Origin of the sequence: Bifidobacterium sp. W8104 (assembly GCF_016100735.1) — a bacterium.
Lineage (GTDB): Bacteria > Actinomycetota > Actinomycetes > Actinomycetales > Bifidobacteriaceae > Bombiscardovia > Bombiscardovia choladohabitans.
Window position 1 is genome coordinate 1,264,770 of record NZ_JACFRW010000001.1, and the last position, 19,757, is coordinate 1,284,526.

A 19,757-nucleotide genomic window follows, 5' to 3' on the forward strand; every position below is an offset into this window, starting at 1 on the left:
GGGCACACGCTTGCCCGCACCGCGACTGCTGATAGGAGAAGCAGATGACCAAGCGTTCCAAGAAGTATCGCGAGGCGGCCGAGAAGGTCGATCGCACCAACCTGTACACCCCCGAGGAGGGTATCGCCCTGCTCAAGAGCATGCCCAAGCGCGGGTTTGACGAGACCGTGGAGGCCGTCTACCGCCTGAACGTGGATCCCCGCAAGGCCGACCAGCTGGTCCGTGGCACCGTCAGCCTGCCCAACGGCACCGGCAAGACCGTGCGCGTCCTGGTCTTCGCCCGTGGTCCCCAGGCGACTGCAGCCGCCGAGGCCGGAGCCGACGAGGTGGGCGACGACGAGCTGGTGACCAGGGTCGCTGGCGGCTACCTGGACTTCGATGCCGTGGTGGCCACCCCCGACATGATGGGCAAGGTCGGCCGTCTGGGCCGCGTGCTGGGTCCCCGTGGCCTCATGCCCAACCCCAAGACCGGCACCGTGACCATGGATGTGGCCAAGGCGGTCACCGAGATCAAGGCCGGACGTATCGAGTTCCGTGTGGACAAGAACGGCAACCTGAGCTTCCCCGTGGGCAAGGTCTCCTTCGAGCAGCAGGCTCTGGAGGAGAACTTCCACGCGGTCGACGAGGAGATCAAGCGCCTGAAGCCGGCCACGGTCAAGGGTCGCTACATCACCAAGGCCACCGTCACCACCACCATGGGCCCGGGCGTTCCCCTGGACATCGCGGTGCTCTGAGCCGGTTCGGCTGTATACTTCCAGAGCGGGAGACCTTCGGGTCCCCGCTCTTTTTGTATCTTGGCCAGGAGCACTTGGCCCGGCACCAGTCAGTCGGCGCTCGGATGCGACCTACGGATTCTACCGATGATCAGGGCTGCCTGGAGGACGAAGGATTCTCGCGGGTCCATGGCATCCCAGCCGGTCACCTCCACGCAGCGCCTGAGTCGGTAGCGCACGGTGTTGGGATGGATTCCCAGCTTCTTGGCGGTGATCTCCAACGAGTTGCCCGAGCGGAGGAAGGTGAGCAGGGTGGTCGGCAGGGGCCCGTCCGGATCCTGTCCGGCCAGGCTCAGATAGACCTCCTGGTAGAGCTGGTCGGCAGCGTCCGTGTCCCCGTTCAGGGCTCGTTCAGGCAGCAGGTCGTCGGCGTGCAGTGGCCTGGGCAGGGCGGCGGTGATGGGGTCGGCAACTGACGGGGCCGCCGCGTGCGTGCTCAGGGCGGCTCGGATGGAGGCTCCCGCACCGGATATCCCATGGTTCGGTGGCCCCAGACAGACGGCTGATTCGTCGGCGAAGAAGCGCAGGATGGAAGCGCAGAAGTCGGCCGGGGTGCCCGACCGGTCGGGGTCGATCAGGACCACCATGAGCCCCTCGCTCTCGCCCACCAGAGCCCTACCGCCTTGACGGGCCACCGTGGTGTGGATGGGCTGGCGGGCATTCTCCATGCCCTGTCCGTCTTCGTTGCCCCGGGCCTCGCCAACGACGGCGAAACTGTCGAACTCGGTCGGCCAGCCCAGCCGGGCCAAATCGTCAATGGTCCGTGTGTCCGCTGTTTTCTCGATCAGATGCCGGATGATTCTTGACTCTGTCGCGGCCTTGTGTCCGTTCCTTGCCTCGGCCAGGTCGGCGTAGAGAGCGGCTGCTGCGGTGGCGGCATGACGGGTGTAGACCAGCGTCGACCGTTCCCCTTCGGCCCCCATGGTCCGGCCAGCCTCCTCAAGCATGTCCAGAATGACCCGGGTCAGCTCCATGGCCCGGTGGGGGCCCAGGCTCCGGGAGAGCTCGGCTGGCACGGGGGAGGGGACTTCACCGTCTTCTGTGCCTTGTAAGTCGAGTCGGGAGAGCAGGTCGTCCAGGGCTGTTCGAACGACCCCCTTCAAGGTCCTGCGCCCGTCGGCGGGCAGGGACCTGGCCCAGGGCAGTGCCTCCTCCAGATGATCCAGCGTCTTTCGGAGAATCTGCTGCATGGCGGCATCGGAGGCGGCAGGTGCCCGGTGGGCTTGCTGAGTTTCTGCAGGGTCGTCGTCCTTCGGTCTGGACCGTTTCGACTTGCCGATCATGACGGCCGGTCCATCAGGTTTTCGGCGCGCGCGCGGCGGCTCTGCCGGACCATGTCCAGGATCAGGAAGGGCACCACCATGTCCACCGGCAGCATGTGCCGTTCGAAGTTGTTGGCGGGGGCGGTGATCATGACCCCCATGATCAACAGGAGGGGGAACCAGCACAGGACCCCGCGCCAGTTACCTGCCGCCAGGCGGGCGACGATCAGCAGCAGGGCGGCCACCACCCAGAAGTTGGCCCGGGCTACCAGGCCCAGCAGGGGGGTATCGGCCCAGGTTCTGACGAATCCGGTCACCCCGTTGCGCCAGTCGTGGCACCAGGCCGCCAACCAGGAGCCCGAGTTCTGCACGTAGCCATTGTTGAGGTAGTAGGACATGGCCACGTAGGCAGGGTCGCCGGGGTCGAAGTAGCCATAGGACTCGGCCAGGAAGGCATCCAGGTAGATCACCGGGTTGCGCATTCCCACTTGGAGCCAGGCCCGATTCAGCCGGGACAATTGCTCGGGCGTGACGGTCCTCCAGCGGTAGACGATCAGTTTGGGTTGGTTGCCCGAGGACTTGACCCGGTCGGCCTCCCAGGGGGTGTATTGGATGGCGGCGTTGTCCAGGTCCATGATGGGCTCAAGGTCGGCCCTTGCCTGGGCTGGAATCCCCTGGGGGTTAAGCTTAGCCACCCGGGCGATCTGCTGCAGCTGGATGCTGCGGCTCTCCACGGGATCGCCCTGGATGACCGTCCCCGTGGCCGTAAGGGCCCCGGTCACCCCTGTGAACAGGACCAGGGGCAGCAGAAGCCCTATCAGGATGGTGGCCCATTGGCGAAGGTGGACGATCAGGGCCAGGACCAGCTGGGCCAGGACGATGTAGAGGGCGTACTTGGCGCTGATCAGCATGATCAGGGTGCTCAAGGCGAGGGCGGGCCGCAGTCGGGCCGCTTGGCTGGTGTAGAGCGGTGAGTTCTTGTCCACAGACTCCAGCTGGTGCCAGATGCCGAACCACCAGATGAAGGCGAAGGCGAAGAGGGGGGACTTGGTCAGGCTGAAGGTGCTGAAGACCACGAAGGGGGAGAGGAGGAAGAAGAGCATGATCAGGGTGCGGGCCAGTGCCCCGACATGTTCGGTTCCGCTCCCGCGCAGGAAGCGGTCGGCAGTGACGGCGCAGCAGAAAGCGGCGAAGATCACCTGCAGCCCTGCCAGGAGCACGATGCCCGCATCATAGGATCCGGTCAGATGGTTGGAGGCCATGATGGTCATCCCGTAGACGAGGGTCAGTACCATGTTGTGCTGGTCGGTCAGGAAGGTGGGATGCTCCGGCCACAGGTAGTGGCCGATGGGGTAGACGTCCATCTGGGTGAAGGCATTGCCGCCGTAGGGGGGCTGATCGCCCTGCAGCTGGGCCAGGAAGTTGGCGCATTCCTGGGCCTGCGCGTACAGGTCGGCCCCGTAGGCGGCCAGCAGGGTAAGAAAAGCCCAGGCCCATCCCAGCAGGAGCAGACGCATGATGGGTCGCCAGCCACTGGTTTGTCTGGTGATGAAGGCCGCGTAGGCACGCATCCGCGGGCGCTGTGCCAGGGCGGTCAAGCGCTGTGGCATCCGGAGGGGTCCGCAGCCCAGCAGAATCCGGCGACAGGCCAGGACCAGTGCCAGGCAGATGGCCAGGGTTCCCAGCATGATCAGCACCTGGGGCAGACCCACCTGTGCCAGCGAACCCTGCTGACGGTAGATGGGGCCCAGACCGGTGCAGCAGGCAATCCAGAGGCAGGCCAGCAGGGCCAGGACAAGGCCGAGGGTCCGGGATGCACGGGAACCAGGCCTTCCGGTCTGCAAGGCTGATGTCCGCACAGGTTGTTCGCCCGCCTCTCTCGCTTGCGCCCTTCCGCTGTCTGCGCTCAAAAGAACCCCTTTCGCGGGTCATGCCTGGTCTACGGCTTCCCCATTTTATCCAGTGCCCATCCGAGGATGCGCTCAGAGCTGTCCAAGGGTCTCCTGTGAAAAGATACAAAAACCGGCCGCCGCTTTTGTGGGTGGTTCGCTACCGGGGCTGACCCCTTGTGCCGTATAGTGGAACGCGTGCCTCATCAGAATATCAAGTGGCAGCCATCGGCATCGCTGGACAGTGGCGTACTCTCCTCGATCGTGGTGCTCGACACCGTCGATTCGACCAATACGCTCGTGGCTCATGCTCTGGAAGCCTCGACGTATTCGGATGCGCGCGACCGGGTCGAGCGGCTGTTTGGGGGCGGTGAATCGACAACGAGCACGGAGACCGTGAAGGGACTGGCCTCTGGCACAAGGGGAAAAGCCGAAGATACGCCTCGAAAAAATGCCCGTCAGGGTGTTTCTACGACTACACGATACGAGGGAAGAGTCGCAAGTAAAGGTATTCGGCGATGGCCGGGCGCCGGGGGGAGCACCATGCCGCTGAGCGTAGCGGTTGCCGATGCGCAGTCCCGGTGCCGCGGTCGTCTTGCCCGAACCTGGGTCAATCAGCCCCGACGTTCCCTGCTGGCCACTTGGGCCCTGCCGCTGCCCACCAGCTTGCTGACCGGACCCTTAGGTGGATGGATGCCCATGGTGGCGGGACTGGCTGCCTTGGAAGGCCTGCAGGATGTGCTTGGGTACCACGGCTGCCGGCTGGCTGACGGCGGCGACCCGAAAAGGGTCCTGACCCTCAAGTGGCCCAACGATCTGTTCTGCCGCGGGGCCAAGCTGGGGGGCATCCTCTGCGAGCTGGTCCGGGTGGATCAGGACTGGTCGGCCCTGGCTGTCGGCATCGGCATCAACCTCCTGCTGCCCCGGCAGGCGCTGCCCATTGCGGAGTCCACCTCCCTGCAGCTGCATTACCAGACCCTGCCCGACTACCAGACCCTGCGCGACGATCTGGTCGACGCCATCAGCTGGCACCTGAGCGGGGAGATGGCCCCCATCGGCCTTGACGGGTCGCTGGACAGGACCTTGAACGGGCCACAGGGGCTGCGCTCGCGGATTGTCGAACTCAGCTGGACGCTGGGCAGGCGGGTCAGGGTCGTTCCCGTGGCCGGTGAGCCTGTGGAGGGCCGGGCCCTGCAGATCAATCCGGATGCCTCCCTGCGGGTGCGGTTGCCCGACGGCAGCCAGGTCGACGTTTCCACGGCAGATGTGGGCGTCCTGCCCGAAGTGGCCGCTGTGGGGGCCTAAAGCCCACCCTGTCCATACTTTCCGTCAGTCCGAATCACCCTTGAGCAACCAGTGAGGAGAGGGGAATGAAAAAACTGCTGATCGCCAACCGTGGCGAGATAGCCCTGCGGGTTGTGCGCACCGCCCAGGAGATGGGCATCGCCACCGTGGCCGTCTATGCCGACCAGGATCGGGATGCCCCCTATGCCCAGATGGCGGACGAGGCCTACCTGCTGCCTGGGGACACCAACATGGAGACCTATCTGAACGAGGATCTGATCGTCTCCATCGCCCGCAGGTCCGGCGCTGACGCCCTCCACCCGGGATATGGCTTCCTGTCCGAGTTCTCCTCCTTCGCGCGCAAGGTGATCGAGGCGGGCATCACCTGGGTGGGGCCGGATCCGGAGGTCCTGGACGAGCTGGGTGACAAGATCACCGCCTGCAAGGTGGCCGAGCGGGCCCGGGTGCCCGTGGTGCCAGGCCTGAGCGAGCCCGTCACCGACATGCGCCCACTGCTGGACTTCGCCGACGAGCACGGCTATCCGGTCATGATGAAGAAGGCTGACGGCGGCGGCGGCCGGGGGATCACCCTGATCAACGACAGCGACGAGCTGCGCACCTTCTACATGAACCATGATGCCCTTCAGGGCGGCGACCTGGGCGACTACTTCATCGAGAAGTTCGTGGACCGGGCCCGGCATGTGGAGACCCAGTCCGGCAGGGACAGCCACGGACAGTTCACCGTCTACTCCACCAGGGACTGCTCGGTACAGCGACGCAACCAGAAGCTGGTTGAGGAGGCGCCGGCCCCCTTCCTCTCCGACGACGTGATCGCCCAGCTGGAGGGATTCTCCCGCCGTCTGTTCGATACGGTGGGCTACGTGGGCCTGGGCACCTGTGAGTTCCTGGTCACCTCCAGGGACGACGTCTACTTCATGGAGGTCAACCCCCGGCTGCAGGTGGAGCATACGGTCAGCGAGCAGGTGTGCGGACTGGACCTGGTCCGCGAACAGCTGCGGATAGCCGACGGCGGCTCCCTGAACGTGGCGCCTCCGCCCCGAGGCCACAGCTTCGAGCTGCGCATCACCAGTGAGGATCCTGCCACCAACCTGACCCCCAGCTCCGGGACCATCGAGTCGATTCAGTGGCCTTCCGGCCCCGGCATCCGCGTGGATTCGGGCGTCGAGGTGGGCGACACGGTCTCGCCCAGGGACGACTCCATGATGGGCAAGCTGATCGTGACCGCCCAGGACCGTCCGTCGGCCGTGGCCAGGGTCCGTCGGGCCCTGCGCGAGATGAGCATCAGCGGGGTCCCCACCCCGGCCGGCCTCTTCCAGAAGATCTTCACCAACCCCGAGTTCACTGCCGAGGGCGGTCACTCCTTCGACGTGTCCACCAAGTGGCTGGAACGGGTCTATCTGAATGTGGAGCCTGCCTCCAACGGGAGCGGCCAGCCCGCCTCGGTCTCCGGCGCCTCCTCCCAGCAGCAGGATCGGGACAGCGATCCCATGGAGACCTACAACGTGGAGATAGACGACAAGAGGGTCAGGCTGGCCTTGCCCCAGTCGCTGCTGGGAGGCATGGGTGGTGTCGGCGGCCACGGCGGCATTTCCCGGCCCCGGCAGCCCCTGCGCGGGCGCGGGCTGCGCGATCAGGAGCCCGGCGCCCCCCGGCAGGATGCGGCCCGGTCCGGCATCATCGTGGCCACCATGCAGGCGGTGGTCACCCGCATCAACGTGGCCCCCGACCAGGAGGTGGACAAGGGCGACCTGTTGGTGGTTCTGGAGTCCATGAAGATGGAGAACTACGTCTATGCCCCGGCCAAGGGCCGCGTGAAGACCATCGAGGTGTCCGTGGCACAAGGGGTGGATCCGGGTCAGACCCTGGTCACCCTGGATCTGGGCGGGGAGGAGCAGGCATGAGCGTCACCGAATCCACCTTGGGCTCCCAGCCGGTGCGCCAGGGCATCCATCGGGCCGCCGCCCTGGCCAAACAGGCCGAGGAGCACGCCCGCGACCGTCAGCATGCCAAGGGCAAGCAGACCGCCCGGGAGCGCCTGGATCTGCTCTTCGACAAGGACACCTTCGAGGAGGTGGGCCGTTTCGCCGGCGGCGACATCGCCGGAGACCAGGCGGGCTCTGCGGTCATCACCGGCTTCGGCCTGGTCTACGGGCGCAAGGTCGGCGTCTACGCCCAGGACTTCTCCGTTCGAGGCGGCACTTTGGGCCGGGCCGAGGGTGAGAAAATCTGTCGGCTCATGGACATGGCCCTGCGGATCAAGGTCCCCATCGTGGCCATGATCGACTCGGGAGGCGCCCGCATCCAGGAGGGTGTGGCCGCCCTGACCCAGTACGGACGCATCTTCCGCAAGACCTGCCAGGCCAGCGGCTTCGTCCCGCAGATCTCCCTGATCCTGGGACCCTGCGCCGGCGGTGCCGTCTACTGCCCGGCCCTGACCGACCTGATCATCATGACCAAGGAGAACTCGGACATGTTCGTCACCGGTCCCGACGTGGTCAAGGCGGCCACCGGCGAGACCATCAGCATGGACCAGCTGGGCGGCGGCTACGTGCACAACACCCGTTCCGGCGTGGCCCACTACCTGGGCGAGGACGAGGCCGACGCCATCGACTATGCCCGGACCGTGCTGGCCTACCTGCCTGCCAACAGCGGCCAGGAGCCTCCCCGGTACGCCTTCATCTCCGGCCATGCCGAGCGCCAGGCCGCCAAGCGACTGGCCACGGTCATCCCCGAGAACGACCGGCAGCCCTACGACGTGCTGGACGTCATCCATGCCATCGTTGACTACGGCGAGCTGGTCCAGGTCCAGGAGCTCTACGCCCGGTCCATCGTGGTGGGCTTCGCCTGCCTGGAGGGCCGTCCGGTGGGGATCGTGGCCAACCAGCCCATGGTGGACGCGGGCAGCCTGGATGTGGAATCCTCCGAGAAGCTGGCCCGTTTCGTCCGCCTCTGCGACGCCTTCAACCTGCCGGTCATCACCCTGGTGGACACCCCTGGCTACAAGCCGGGCTCGGACCAGGAGCACGCCGGCATCATCCGCCGGGGGGCCAAGGTCATCTACGCCTACGCCAACGCCCAGGTGCCCATGGTCACCATTGTGCTGCGCAAGGCTTTCGGCGGCTCCTACATCGTCATGGGCTCCAAGGCCATCGGCGCGGACCTCAACTACGCCTGGCCCTCCTCGCAGATAGCAGTGCTGGGAGCCCAGGGTGCGGTCAACATCATCCATCGGCGCGACCTACAGGAGGCCAAGGAGGCCGGCCGGGACGTGGATGAGCTGCGCGACCGGCTGGCCCAGGAGTATGAAACCAGCACCGTCAACGCCAATCTCTCCCTGGAGATGGGCGAGCTGGACGCCATGATCGACCCGGAGCAGACCAGACCAGTCCTGATCCAGGCCATGGACCTCCTGGCAGACAAGCAGCGCGTCAGGGTCAACGACAAGCACCACGGCAACCAGCCTCTATGAGCTTCCCCTCGTCATTATCAGCAATCCCCAACTCTCTATGAATAGGACATCATGACTAGTACATTCTTCATCAACCGTCTCGCCGAGCAGCCGCACGCGCTCATGTTCGCCGGCCAGTCCAACCCCTGGACCGTGGCCCTGGCCGATCTGCAGGGCGATCCCGACATCGACAAGGCCCTGAGGGAGCGGATGGCGGCGGCCACCGACCTGCTCAGGGCGGTCAAACCCGACCTGCTGGCCACCAACGGCCGTCAGCTGGACCTGTTCGGCTACAGGCCTGACCCGGTCAGACTGGGACCGGCCGCCGACGCGGCGGTCAGCGTGCCCGGCATCGCCCTGGTGCAGCTGGGTGCCCTCATGGACATGGACCAGCTGGGCTACGATGCGGCCCAGGCCCGTCCGGTGGCCCTGCTGGGACACTCCCAGGGCATCATCGGCGTCCACATGGTCCAGGAGATCCAGGCAGCTGGGTCCCTCAAAGCCGCCCAGGGCGCCATCGACCAGATCCTGGCCACCGCCATGCTGATCGGCGCGGCCGGCACCCGTCAGGCCCGTCGTCTGGGCATCCACCGCCAGGGTGAGGCCACGCCTATGCTCTCGGTGCGCGGTGCCACCCGCCGTCAGGTGGAGGTCCTGATCGATCGGGTGCCCGGCGCTCGCGGCCCCATCAGTGTGGCCGTGACCAACTCGGATCGCAACCTGGTCCTGTCTGGCTATCCGGAGGATCTGGCCGCCTTTGCCATCGAGGCGGGCAAGGAGGGCGCGCATCAGCGCCAACTGCGCGAGGACAAGGTCCGTGGCGGAACCGCTTTCTCACCGGTTCTGGAGTACCTGGATGTGACCCTGCCCTTCCACTCGCCGCTCATGAAGGACGCCGTGGATCTGAGCGTGGACTGGGCCTCCCGCTGCGGTCTGGACACCGAGCGTGCCCGGGTCCTGGCACAAGAGGTCCTGCTCAACCATGCCGACTGGGCCGGCCGGATCGCCGAGGTCATGGACCAGCAGGATGCCGCCTCCCTCTGGCTGGTGGATCTGGGCCCGGGCGAGACCCTGGGCAAGCTGGTGGACAACCTGGTCCAGGGCACCGGCGTGGGCGTGGTCGAGGCCTCCAACCAGGCCCGGCGCGCGCAGTTGTCCACCATGGAAGAGGATCCGGCCAGGACCCAGGACTGGTCCAAGCTGGCTCCCCGTCTGCTTGAGACACCGGCCGGTCCCCGGGTGGAGACGGCCTTCAGCAGGTTGACCGGCAAGCCCCCGGTCATGCTGGCCGGCATGACCCCGACCACCGTGGAGCCCGAGATCGTGGCTGCGGCCGCCAACGCCGGCTACTGGGCCGAGCTAGCGGGTGGTGGCCAGGTGACCGCCGAAGTCTTTGATCGCCATGTGTCCCAGCTGGAGGACCAGCTGCAGGAGGGCCGCACGGTCGAGTTCAACGCCATGTTCATGGACCGTTACCTGTGGAACCTCCAGTTCGGCAGCCAGCACATCGTGCCCAAGAAGCGCGCCTCCGGCACCCCCATCGACGGAGTGGTCATCTCTGCCGGCATCCCCGAGCTGGACGAGGCCATCACCCTGATCCGTCAGCTCAACGAGGAGGGCTTCCCCTACGTGGCCTTCAAGCCCGGCACGGTGGACCAGATCCGCCAGGTCGTCGCCATCGCACGCAAGGTAGCCCCCACCCACATTCTGATGGAGGTCGAGGGTGGGGCCGCCGGCGGCCATCACTCCTGGGAGTCCCTGGACGACCTGCTTTCGACCACCTACGCCGAGGTTCGCGCCTGCCCCAACATCGTTCTGGTGGCCGGCGGCGGCATCGGCACCCCTGAGCGGGCGGCCGACTACATCAGCGGCCAGTGGTCCCGGGCATACCATCTGCCGGACATGCCCGTGGACGGCGTCATGATCGGCACGGCGGCCATGACCGCCAAGGAGGCCCACACCAATCCCGAGATCAAGCGGGCTCTGGTGGCCACCCCCGGCATCGACACCTCCACCCCCGATCCGGATCCCTTCGCCCCCATGGGCGAGAAGTGGGTGCCCAGCGGCAAGTCTGTTGGGGGAGTGGGCTCCGGCCTGAGCCACCTGCACGCCGACATCTACGAGATGGAGAACTCCTCCGCCGAGTGCGGCCGCCTGCTGGTCCGGGTCATGAAGCACCCCGAGGAGCTGGAGACCCGCCGCGGGGAGATCATCGAGGCTCTGAACAAGACCGCCAAGCCCTACTTCGGCGATCTGGAGACCATGACCTACCAGAACTGGGCCCAGCGTTTCGCCGACCTGGCCTACCCCTGGGCCGACGACACCTACATCGACCGCTTCCTGCACCTGCTGCGGCGCATCGAGGCCCGTGTCTGCGAGCGTCAGAGCGGCGAGTTCGACTCCATCTTCGCCTCCAGGCAGGATGTTGCCGAGCCGGAGCAGGCGCTTCGCCGGCTGCATGAGGCCTATCCCCAGGCTGCCGAACTCAAGGTGGTGCCCACCGATGTGGCCTGGTTCCCCGTCCTGGTACGCGAGTACCCCAAGCCCATGCCCTTCGTGCCGGTCATCGACAACGATCTGCTGCGCTGGTGGGGTCAGGATCAGCTCTGGCAGTCCGAGGACCCCCGCTACGGCGCCGACTCGGTCAGGGCCATCCCCGGACCCATCTCTGTGGCGGGCATCACCACGGTGGACGAGCCGGTGGCCTCCATTCTGGGACGGTTCGAGCAGGCGGCCATAGACCGGGTGCGCGACCTGGACAGCGGTCCTGCCAAGGCCTACAGTCAGCTGGCAGGCGCTGCCGACGCACAGGAGTTCATCCGCCGCAGCCCCAACATCTCCTGGGTGGACCACCTGATGGCCAATCCTGCCTATGGGACGGCCATGGACGACCCAAACTACACCATCACCGCCACCGGCCGGGATGACCAGGGCGAGCACTACGACCTGGACATCCACCTGGACACCTACTGGGACGACGACCCCGACGGCGGCCTGGACCGGCATGCGGTGCGCGACATCGTCGTACCGCTGACCCTCAAGAGCGACCAGGTCGGCCTCTTCCCGGTGGTCGACCGTAGCCGCCTGCCCAAGGATGTCTACGCCTTGCTGGCCGATACAGCCGGCATCGGCAACATCACCATCACCGGCGACAAGCTGGAGGCCATGCCTGTCATCGAGAAGGACGGCGATGACCCTGACCACCCCTTCGGTCTGGCCCACAGCGGTTACACCCTGGCATCCAACCTGGGCTTCGACCATGAGGCGGCCACCGGAGGCGCCCTGCCCGATGCGCTGATCCCCTCAGGCTTCGCCCCCGACGCCCTGGTGGGTCCTGCCTGGCCGGCCATCTACGCAGCCCTGGGATCCGTCTATGTGGATGGCTTCCCCATCATCGAGGGCCTGCTCAACGCGGTCCATCTGGACCACCTGATCGAGCTGGAGGTCAGCGAGAAGCGCCTGCTGGAACACACCGGCCAGCGGATCGAGCTGACCAGCTGGGCCGAGCCCTACCAGGAATCTTCCTCCGGCCGGGTGGTGACCATCCATGTGGTCCACGCCGCCCAGGACGGGACCGTGCTGGCCCGCGAGGTCGAGCGTTTCGCCATCCGTGGCCGCGCCTACAGCGACCAGCTTCCCCAGGAGGCTCCCGAGTACGGTGGCATCCGCGCCGACACGGTGGACACACCACGCAGGCTGCTGCGCCGCGTCACCGTCACCGCCCCCAAGGACATGACCGCCTTCGCACGCACCTCCGGGGACTTCAATCCCATCCACACCTCCAGGCGGGGTGCCGCGGTCTCCGGCCTGTCTGCGCCGCTGGTGCACGGCATGTGGCTGTCGGCCACCGCCCAGTATGCGGCGCAGGCCACCGACGAGCAGGGCGTCCACTACGAGATCGCCGGATGGACCTACAACATGTACGGCATGGTCCAGCTGGGCGACAAGGTGGAGATCAGCCTGGAGCGTGTGGGCAAGGTCCGCCATGGTGGCCTGGTCCTGGAGGTCACCTGCAGGATCGACGGCCAGCTGGTCTCCCGCGGCACGGCCATCGCCCGCGCCCCACGGACCGCCTACGTCTATCCCGGCCAGGGAATCCAGCAGCAGGGCATGGTCCTGGACGAGAGGGCCAAGTCTCCGGCCGCCCGCGAGACCTGGGAACGGGCCGATGCCCTGACCCGCAGCAAGCTTGGGTTCTCCATCCTGGCCGTGGTGCGTGATAACCCCCACACCCTGACGGCCAAGGGGGTCACCTACCACCATCCGGAGGGTCTGCTCAACCTGACCCAGTTCACCCAGGTGGCCCTGGCCACAGTAGCCTTCGCCCAGACCGCCCGCCTGCGCGAGTCCGGCATGGACATCTGGCCCGCCTACTTCGCCGGCCACTCCCTGGGCGAGTACAACGCCCTGAGCTCCTTCGCCGGGGTCATGTCCCTGGAGACGGTCCTGGAGCTGGTCTTCCACCGCGGGTCCACCATGCACTCCCTGATCGAACGTGACGAGCAGGGACGCAGCAACTACCGGATGGGCGCCCTGCGTCCCAACCAGTTCGGCGTGGGCGACTCCGGCGTCAAGCAGTATGTGGAGTCCGTGTCCAAGGAGTGCGGCGAATTCCTGGAGATCGTCAACTACAACCTGGCCGGCCAGCAATACGCCGTGGCCGGGACCATAGCCGGTCTGGAGTATCTGCGTGCCGATGCCAACCGTCGGGCCAAGGAGGCGGGTGGCAAGCCGGCCTTCATGTACGTGCCCGGCATCGACGTGCCCTTCCACTCCACCCTGCTGCGCAAGGGGGTGCCCGAGTTCCGCGACACCCTGGACGCCCTGCTGCCCGAGCATATCGACTACTCCCGCCTGGAGGGTCGCTACATACCCAACCTGGTTGCACGGCCCTTCCAGATGACCAAGGAGTTCGCGGCCTCTATCCTGGAGGTGGTCCCTTCCGAACGCATCAAGCAGGCTCTGGACGATCCCAAGGTCTGGGACCAGTATGCGGCCGACGACCAGAAGCTGGGCCGTCTGCTGCTGACCGAGCTGCTCTCCTGGCAGTTCGCCTCCCCTGTGCGCTGGATCGAGACCCAGGCACTCATGTTCGATGCCCCCGAGCAGGGCGGCCTTGGCGTGGAGCAGCTGATTGAGGTTGGGTTGGGTCATTCGCCCACCCTGGCCAATCTGGGCACCAAGACCCTGAAGCTGCCCGACTTCCGCGAGCGTCACGTGAGCGTCTACAACCTGGGCCGGGACGAGAGCCGGGTCTATCTGACCGACACCGATCCCATGGCCTCAGTGGAGGAGGAGCCCGCAGCCCCGGTCCAGGAATCCAGCCCTGAACCTGCTCAGGCTCAGGCTGCTGCGCCTGCACCGGCATCGGAGCCAACTCCAGCCCCTGCCTCTGCCCCTGCGGTAGCCGAGGATTCGGCTCCTGCTCCGGCCCCGACCGTCGGTGGCCCATCAGGTGCCGATGTGGCCGACCTGCCCTTCAAGGCCTCGGACGCCATCGCCGTTCTGCTGGCCTACTCCACCAAGATCCGTCCCGAGCAGATCGGGCAGACCGACACCACCGACACCCTGACCAACGGCGTCTCCTCCAGGCGCAACCAGCTGCTGATGGACATCAGCTCGGAGCTGGGCGTGGCCAGCGTGGACGGAGCAGCCGAGGCCAGCATGACCGACCTGAGTGCCCTGGTGAACAAGGTGGCCCCCAACTATCGGCCCTTCGGTCCGGTGCTCTCCGACATCGTGCGTGAACGCATCCGCGACCTCTTCGGCCCCTCCGGCCTCAAGCTGCAGCAGGTCGAGCAGCGGGTCTCCGACGTCTGGCAGCTGGGTGCCGGCTGGGTCTCGGCCACGGTGGCCAGCCTGGTCCTGGACACACGTGAGGGTGCCTCTTCGCGTGGCGGCGATCTGGCGCTTCTGCCCACCGAGGCTGTCTCCACGGTGCCTGCGGCCAATGCGCTGATCGACCAGGCTGTTCAGCAGGTGGCCCAGCGTCACGGCGTCACGGTCTCCATGCCCTCTGCAGGCGGTGCCGCCGGCGGTGCCGTGGTCGACTCCGCTGCCCTGGATGCCTTCGCAGCCCAGGTGACCGGCTCTGAGGGTGTGCTGGCCTCCACTGCCCGCTTCCTCCTGGACAAACTGGGGCTTAAGCCTCCGGTCGTCCAGCCTGGCGAGAATGAGGATGCTGCCGTTGTGGCCGCCGTCGATGCCGAGCTGGGCAGCGACTGGCCCGAGCAGGTGGCGCCACGGTTCGAGGCCTCGCGCGCCGTCCTCTTCGACGATCGCTGGGCCAGCGCCCGTGAGGATCTGGCTCACATCTACCACGAGCACGATGATGACCGCAGTCATCTGAGCTTCGTAGGAGCCGGACGCGAGGTGCACGATCAGGCCGTCTGGTACGCCGAGCAGGCAGACAAACGCGGTGAGCAGGATTTGGCACGGGTCTTCAGCGGCATCGCCGACCAGGCCATGACCCCTGCCGACTCGGACCAGACCGCGGCACGATTCGCCAAGGACGTGGCCGTGGTCACCGGCGTGGCCCCCAAGTCCATCGCAGGGTCTGTGACTGCGGGCCTCCTGGAGGGCGGGGCGACGGTCATCGCCGTCTGCCATTCCCTGAAGCCGCAGACCGTCATCTGGGCCCGCGACCTCTACCGTCGCCATGCCGTGGGCGGTGCCCGTCTCTGGATCGTGCCCGCCAACCTGTCCAGCTACCGGGATGTGGATGCCTTGGTCGACTGGGTCGGCAATGAGCAGCGCAAGACCACGGGGGCCACGACCACCGTGCTCAAGCCCGCCTACGAGCCCACCCTGCTGCTGCCCTTCGCAGCCCCTGCCATGCACGGGACCATGGCCGACTCCGGCCGGCTCTTCGAGTCCCAGGCCCGGCTCATGCTCTGGAGCCTGGAGCGCCAGATTGCCGGGTTTGCCGGCATCGGGGCGGACACCGATGTCGACCACCGTCTGCATGTGGTCCTGCCCGGCTCGCCCAACCGCGGCATGTTCGGCGGCGACGGAGCCTACGGGGAGGTCAAGGCCGCCCTGGACGCCATCGTCAACCGGTCCCGCCCTGAGCAGGACTGGTCGGGGCGGGTCACTTTCGCTCATCCGCTGATCGGTTGGGTCCGGGGCACCGGGCTCATGGGCGGCAACGATCCGCTGGTCCAGGTGGTGGAGCGCCACGGCATCCACACCTACTCCACCGGTCAGATGGCTGATTCCCTGCTGGAGCTTTGCACTGTAGAAGCACGTCAGCAGGCCCTCCAGGCCCCGCTTCAGGCCGACCTGACCGGCGGCCTGGGCTCCAGCCCGCTGGACCTCAAGGCCCTGAAGGCCGAGGCTGCCCAGGACGACGATCCGTCGACACCGACTCCAGCCGGAAAGTCCGGGGATGCATCCGCAGATGCCGACAAGGATCCGGACCGGGTCATCAAGGCCCTGCCCACACCCCGGGTGCCCGCCCAGGCCCCGGTGGATCTGCAGGATTGGCAGGGCGTGACCGCTCGGCCCGAGGATCAGATCGTCATCGTCTCCATCGGCGAGATGGGTCCCTGGGGTTCCGGCCGCACACGCTTCGAGGCCGAGATGGGCATCCACTCGGATGGACAGGTCGACCTGAGTGCCGCAGCCGTGCTCGAACTGGCCTGGAACATGGGTCTGGTCGAGTGGCAGGACAGCCCCAAGCCGGGCTGGTACGACACCGACGGCGAGCTGGTCCCCGAGCAGGACATCGCCGAGCGCTACCACGACCAGGTGGTGGCCCGCTCCGGCATCCGTCCCTTCGACGACGGCATGGGCTCCGACTACCGCAAGGGCACCAATGAAGAGGAGGTCGACGTCTTCCTAGATCACGACGTGGCCTTCTCGGTGCCCACCAAGGACATGGCTCAGGAATACGTGGCCCAGGATCCGGACCACACCAGCATCGCTCGCGACGAGCAGTCCGGCGAGTGGACCGTCACCCGTCTGCCCGGCTCCCGCATCCGCGTGCCGCGTCGGGCCACCATGTCCAGGACCGTGGGCGGCCAGTTCCCCAAGGGCTTTGACCCGGTCAAGTGGGGCATTCCTGCCTCCATGGTCGGGGACGTGGATCAGATCGCCCTCTGGAACATCGTGACCACCGTGGACGCCTACCTGTCGGCCGGATTCACCCCTGTGGAGATCCTCCAGGCCGTGCACCCATCCAAGGTGGCCTCCACCCAGGGGACCGGCTTCGGTGGCATGGCCTCCATGCGCAAGCTCTACCTGGACCGCTTCCTGGGCAAGGAGATCCCCACGGACATCCTCCAGGAGGCCCTGCCCAACGTGGTGGCCGCGCACGTCATGCAGTCCTACATCGGCGGATACGGCAACATGGTCCAGCCGGTCTCGGCCTGTGCCACGGCTGCGGTCTCCCTTGAGGAGGGCGCCGACAAGATCGCCCTGGGCAAGGCGGACTTCGTGGTCACGGGCGCCATCGACGACATCGGCGTGGAGTCGGTCATCGGCTTCGGCAACATGAACGCCACCGCCGATTCCGCCGAGATGTACGCCAAGGGCATCCAGCCCCGGTTCTTCTCCCGGGCCAACGACCGTCGGCGCGGCGGCTTCCTGGAGTCCCAGGGCGGCGGGACCATCCTGCTGACCAGAGGCGACATCGCCCTGCACATGGGTCTGCCCGTGGCTGGCGTGGTAGGGTACATCCACTCCTTCGCAGACGGTGCCCACACCTCCATCCCCGCACCCGGGCTGGGGGCTCTGGCGGCCGGCATGGGCGGCAGGGATTCGGACCTGGTGCGCTCGCTGGCCAAGCTGGGTGTGGACCCCGACGACATCGCCGTGGTCTCCAAGCATGACACCTCCACCAACGCCAACGACCCCAACGAGTCCGAGCTGCACAACACCCTGGCCCACGCCATCGGGCGGACGGACGGCAACCCGCTCTACGTCATCTCCCAGAAGAGCCTGACCGGCCATGCCAAGGGCGGCGCCTGCATCTTCCAGATCAACGGGCTCACCCAGCTCTTCCGGTCCGGGGTCATCCCGGCCAATGCCTCCCTGGACTGCGTGGATCCGGTCCTGAGACGCGACGACCATCTGGTATGGCTGGAGCAGCCTCTGAAGGTGGGCAGGATCAAGGCCGGACTGGTTACCTCCCTGGGCTTTGGCCACGTCTCCGGCATCGGGGTCATCGTCAGCCCCGGAGCCTTTGAGGCGGCTGTGCTCAAGACCTCCGGCCAGGAGGTCCTGGACCAGTGGCGTCGCCGGGCCAACGACCGCCTGGCCACTGGTCAGCGCCGTCTGGAGGAGGGCCGCATGGGTCGGGCCCCGCTCTACGAGCCCATCGACAACCGCCGCTTCCATGAGGACGGCCACGGGTACGTGGGCCATGAGGTCGAGAAGGCCATGCTGCTGGATCCCCAGGCCCGACTAGGTGCCGACGGCTACTACGACCGGAGCTGAGAGCAACCCGAGTTGGTCGATTCCCCGTCTTTTGCAGTGGGAGATGGGAAATCGGTGAGAGTTCAATCGCTGCACTGATCAGGGAGGTGGGCCAGACGGCTCACCTCCTCTTTTGTTATGGATAGATCTCATCAACTGCTCGTACTCGGGTGATTGCTCTCTTCACGGGAGCGTGGATTGAAATGATTCTGGGTACGTCAGGCTTGGTTATGGCCTTCACTTGTCTTGTCCCACACAGGCATACGATCTGTATCTGGTTTCAGTACGATTAAGAAGGGCGTGCATTGGGTTGCTTCAAAGCTGCTTGAGGGACAGGCGGCCCTTACAACCTGAACATGATTGGACCCCATTCATGAAAAGGTATAAAAAAGTAGATGGGTGGCCCAGGTTTTACTTGGGATTATTGCTGGGCCACCCGAATGGCCGAACTTGTCTTGGGGGAGTCGTCCGGCCGCTTACTCGTGCGAAGTGTTAGTGTTAGTGGCCGCTGCTATGGGATTCCTGCTGCTGAGGTTTGTTGCCATAATACTCATGCCAAGAAGCCCGACCACCATAGCCACGCCGATATTTTTCCCCTTATGCTGTGGGCGGGACCCTTAAAAGCTGACGCAGGTACTGGTTGTTGGTGGTGTCGGATCGGACGATTTACTGCATTGAGGGGATTGCCTGTTTCCAGTTGCCTATTCGAGTTGGTTTCCTAGACATGAGTCCTTATGCCTGAGGCAAGGCCTAGGGACTGGAAGGTTCCTATGCTGACTGGAGGGATTTGTAAGGAGTACCGCTTTATCTTTCAGAACAAAGACAGGCATGCCCCGTGTGTGCACGATGTTGTCGTCTAAACCTCACTGATTATTGTTGCCCCACGGATAGGTGTCCTTGATGGGAAGCGACAGCCAGTGAATAATGGTAGCTCGTACTGACTCGGCGTTTCCGCAAAGACACCGCACTCATCGGTGTTTGCTGCGCTCGTAGATATAACTATATTGCAGCAAGGTATCGTGCATGTCTAAGGAAATAAAACGAACATCGCGACACCAAAAGCTACACCGCACAATCCGAATATCGTAGCCCCAACGAGCTGCTTCATGTAATCTGGCTCGCCCCAATTGTTTTTGAGGTCATCTGAACATAATGACAGAAAATGTTTAATGGCTAATATCATTTCATTTCCTTTCTTGAGAAGGAGCTGCAAGATGAAAAGCTGCCAAAATTAGGTAGGGTCAATCTGTCGATACTGAAGCAGAACAAGTTGTCGCATAGGCTATGATGCTAGCTCCGCAGCAACAAGCTGACATCTGACCTCATCTGCAAACAAATCTCATCTCTTCGTTAATCAAAGCAGAAGAACCTAGGCTAACTACTCGGCAATTATGTTTGGCTATAGTTCCCTTCTCAACTGTGGCCAACTACTTGTTTCCCGCTGTTCTCGTTTTTGAGAACTGCATAATAAATATCTGTTGACGTTGCTTTAGATGGTATCAGAAGAATTAATGCTCATACTGTTATCGTCCGCATGATTTCAGCCATTGCAATCGATGCTCGGGCATAGTGGAATTTCCATCGTCGAAAGACGAGGCTGATGTGCGCGGCGAACTTGCCGCTGTCAATGTCAATTCCCTATTATTTTCTTTCTTCAAGATCG

Annotated in this window: 7 protein-coding genes; 5 read left to right on the forward strand and 2 right to left on the reverse strand. The window is 65.2% G+C overall.

Going from position 1 to position 19,757, the window contains the following annotated elements; genetic code table 11:
* Window positions 1-44: 44 nt before the first annotated feature.
* A complete protein-coding gene (gene rplA / locus H3U89_RS04815; protein WP_029678147.1) occupies window positions 45-734 on the forward strand; it encodes a 50S ribosomal protein L1 in 690 nt (229 codons plus the stop codon).
* An 89-nt stretch (window positions 735-823) separates the two neighbouring features.
* Here rplA and H3U89_RS04820 read toward each other — a convergent pair whose 3' ends face one another.
* Window positions 824-2,056 (reverse strand): PucR family transcriptional regulator, encoded by a 1,233-nt coding sequence (locus H3U89_RS04820; RefSeq protein WP_198178300.1) that lies wholly within the window; start codon window positions 2,054-2,056, stop codon window positions 824-826.
* Window positions 2,053-3,945: a DUF6020 family protein gene (locus tag H3U89_RS04825; RefSeq protein ID WP_198178299.1), complete on the reverse strand. Its 1,893-nt coding sequence runs from the start codon at window positions 3,943-3,945 to the stop codon at window positions 2,053-2,055. The genes H3U89_RS04820 and H3U89_RS04825 overlap by 4 nt, the downstream gene beginning before the upstream one ends.
* Window positions 3,946-4,467: 522 nt before the next feature.
* On the opposite strand from H3U89_RS04825, the gene H3U89_RS04830 reads away from it, so the two are divergent.
* From H3U89_RS04830 to H3U89_RS04845, 4 genes are all read left to right on the forward strand, one after another.
* Complete coding sequence (locus H3U89_RS04830) at window positions 4,468-5,229, forward strand: biotin--[acetyl-CoA-carboxylase] ligase (RefSeq protein ID WP_198178298.1); 762 nt, start codon at window positions 4,468-4,470, stop codon at window positions 5,227-5,229.
* Between the two features lie 65 nt (window positions 5,230-5,294).
* Window positions 5,295-7,130 carry an acetyl/propionyl/methylcrotonyl-CoA carboxylase subunit alpha gene (locus tag H3U89_RS04835; protein WP_198178297.1) on the forward strand — a complete coding sequence of 612 codons (1,836 nt, stop codon included), beginning with the start codon at window positions 5,295-5,297 and terminating at the stop codon, window positions 7,128-7,130.
* Complete coding sequence (locus tag H3U89_RS04840) at window positions 7,127-8,698, forward strand: acyl-CoA carboxylase subunit beta (protein ID WP_198178296.1); 1,572 nt, start codon at window positions 7,127-7,129, stop codon at window positions 8,696-8,698. Before H3U89_RS04835 ends, H3U89_RS04840 begins: the two co-directional genes overlap by 4 nt.
* Before the next feature lie 51 nt (window positions 8,699-8,749).
* Window positions 8,750-18,115, forward strand: coding sequence for a type I polyketide synthase (locus H3U89_RS04845; RefSeq protein ID WP_198178295.1), 9,366 nt, complete (start codon window positions 8,750-8,752; stop codon window positions 18,113-18,115).
* Window positions 18,116-19,757 lie beyond the last annotated feature (1,642 nt).

Excerpts from the sequence above, each read along its gene's own strand:
- rplA (WP_029678147.1), top strand. The coding sequence starts at position 45 with ATGACCAAGCGTTCCAAGAAGTATCGCGAGGCGGCCGAGAAGGTCGAT.
- H3U89_RS04820 (WP_198178300.1), bottom strand. The coding sequence starts at position 2,056 with ATGATCGGCAAGTCGAAACGGTCCAGACCGAAGGACGACGACCCTGCA.
- H3U89_RS04830 (WP_198178298.1), top strand. The coding sequence starts at position 4,468 with ATGCCGCTGAGCGTAGCGGTTGCCGATGCGCAGTCCCGGTGCCGCGGT.
- H3U89_RS04835 (WP_198178297.1), top strand. The coding sequence starts at position 5,295 with ATGAAAAAACTGCTGATCGCCAACCGTGGCGAGATAGCCCTGCGGGTT.
- H3U89_RS04840 (WP_198178296.1), top strand. The coding sequence starts at position 7,127 with ATGAGCGTCACCGAATCCACCTTGGGCTCCCAGCCGGTGCGCCAGGGC.
- H3U89_RS04845 (WP_198178295.1), top strand. The coding sequence starts at position 8,750 with ATGACTAGTACATTCTTCATCAACCGTCTCGCCGAGCAGCCGCACGCG.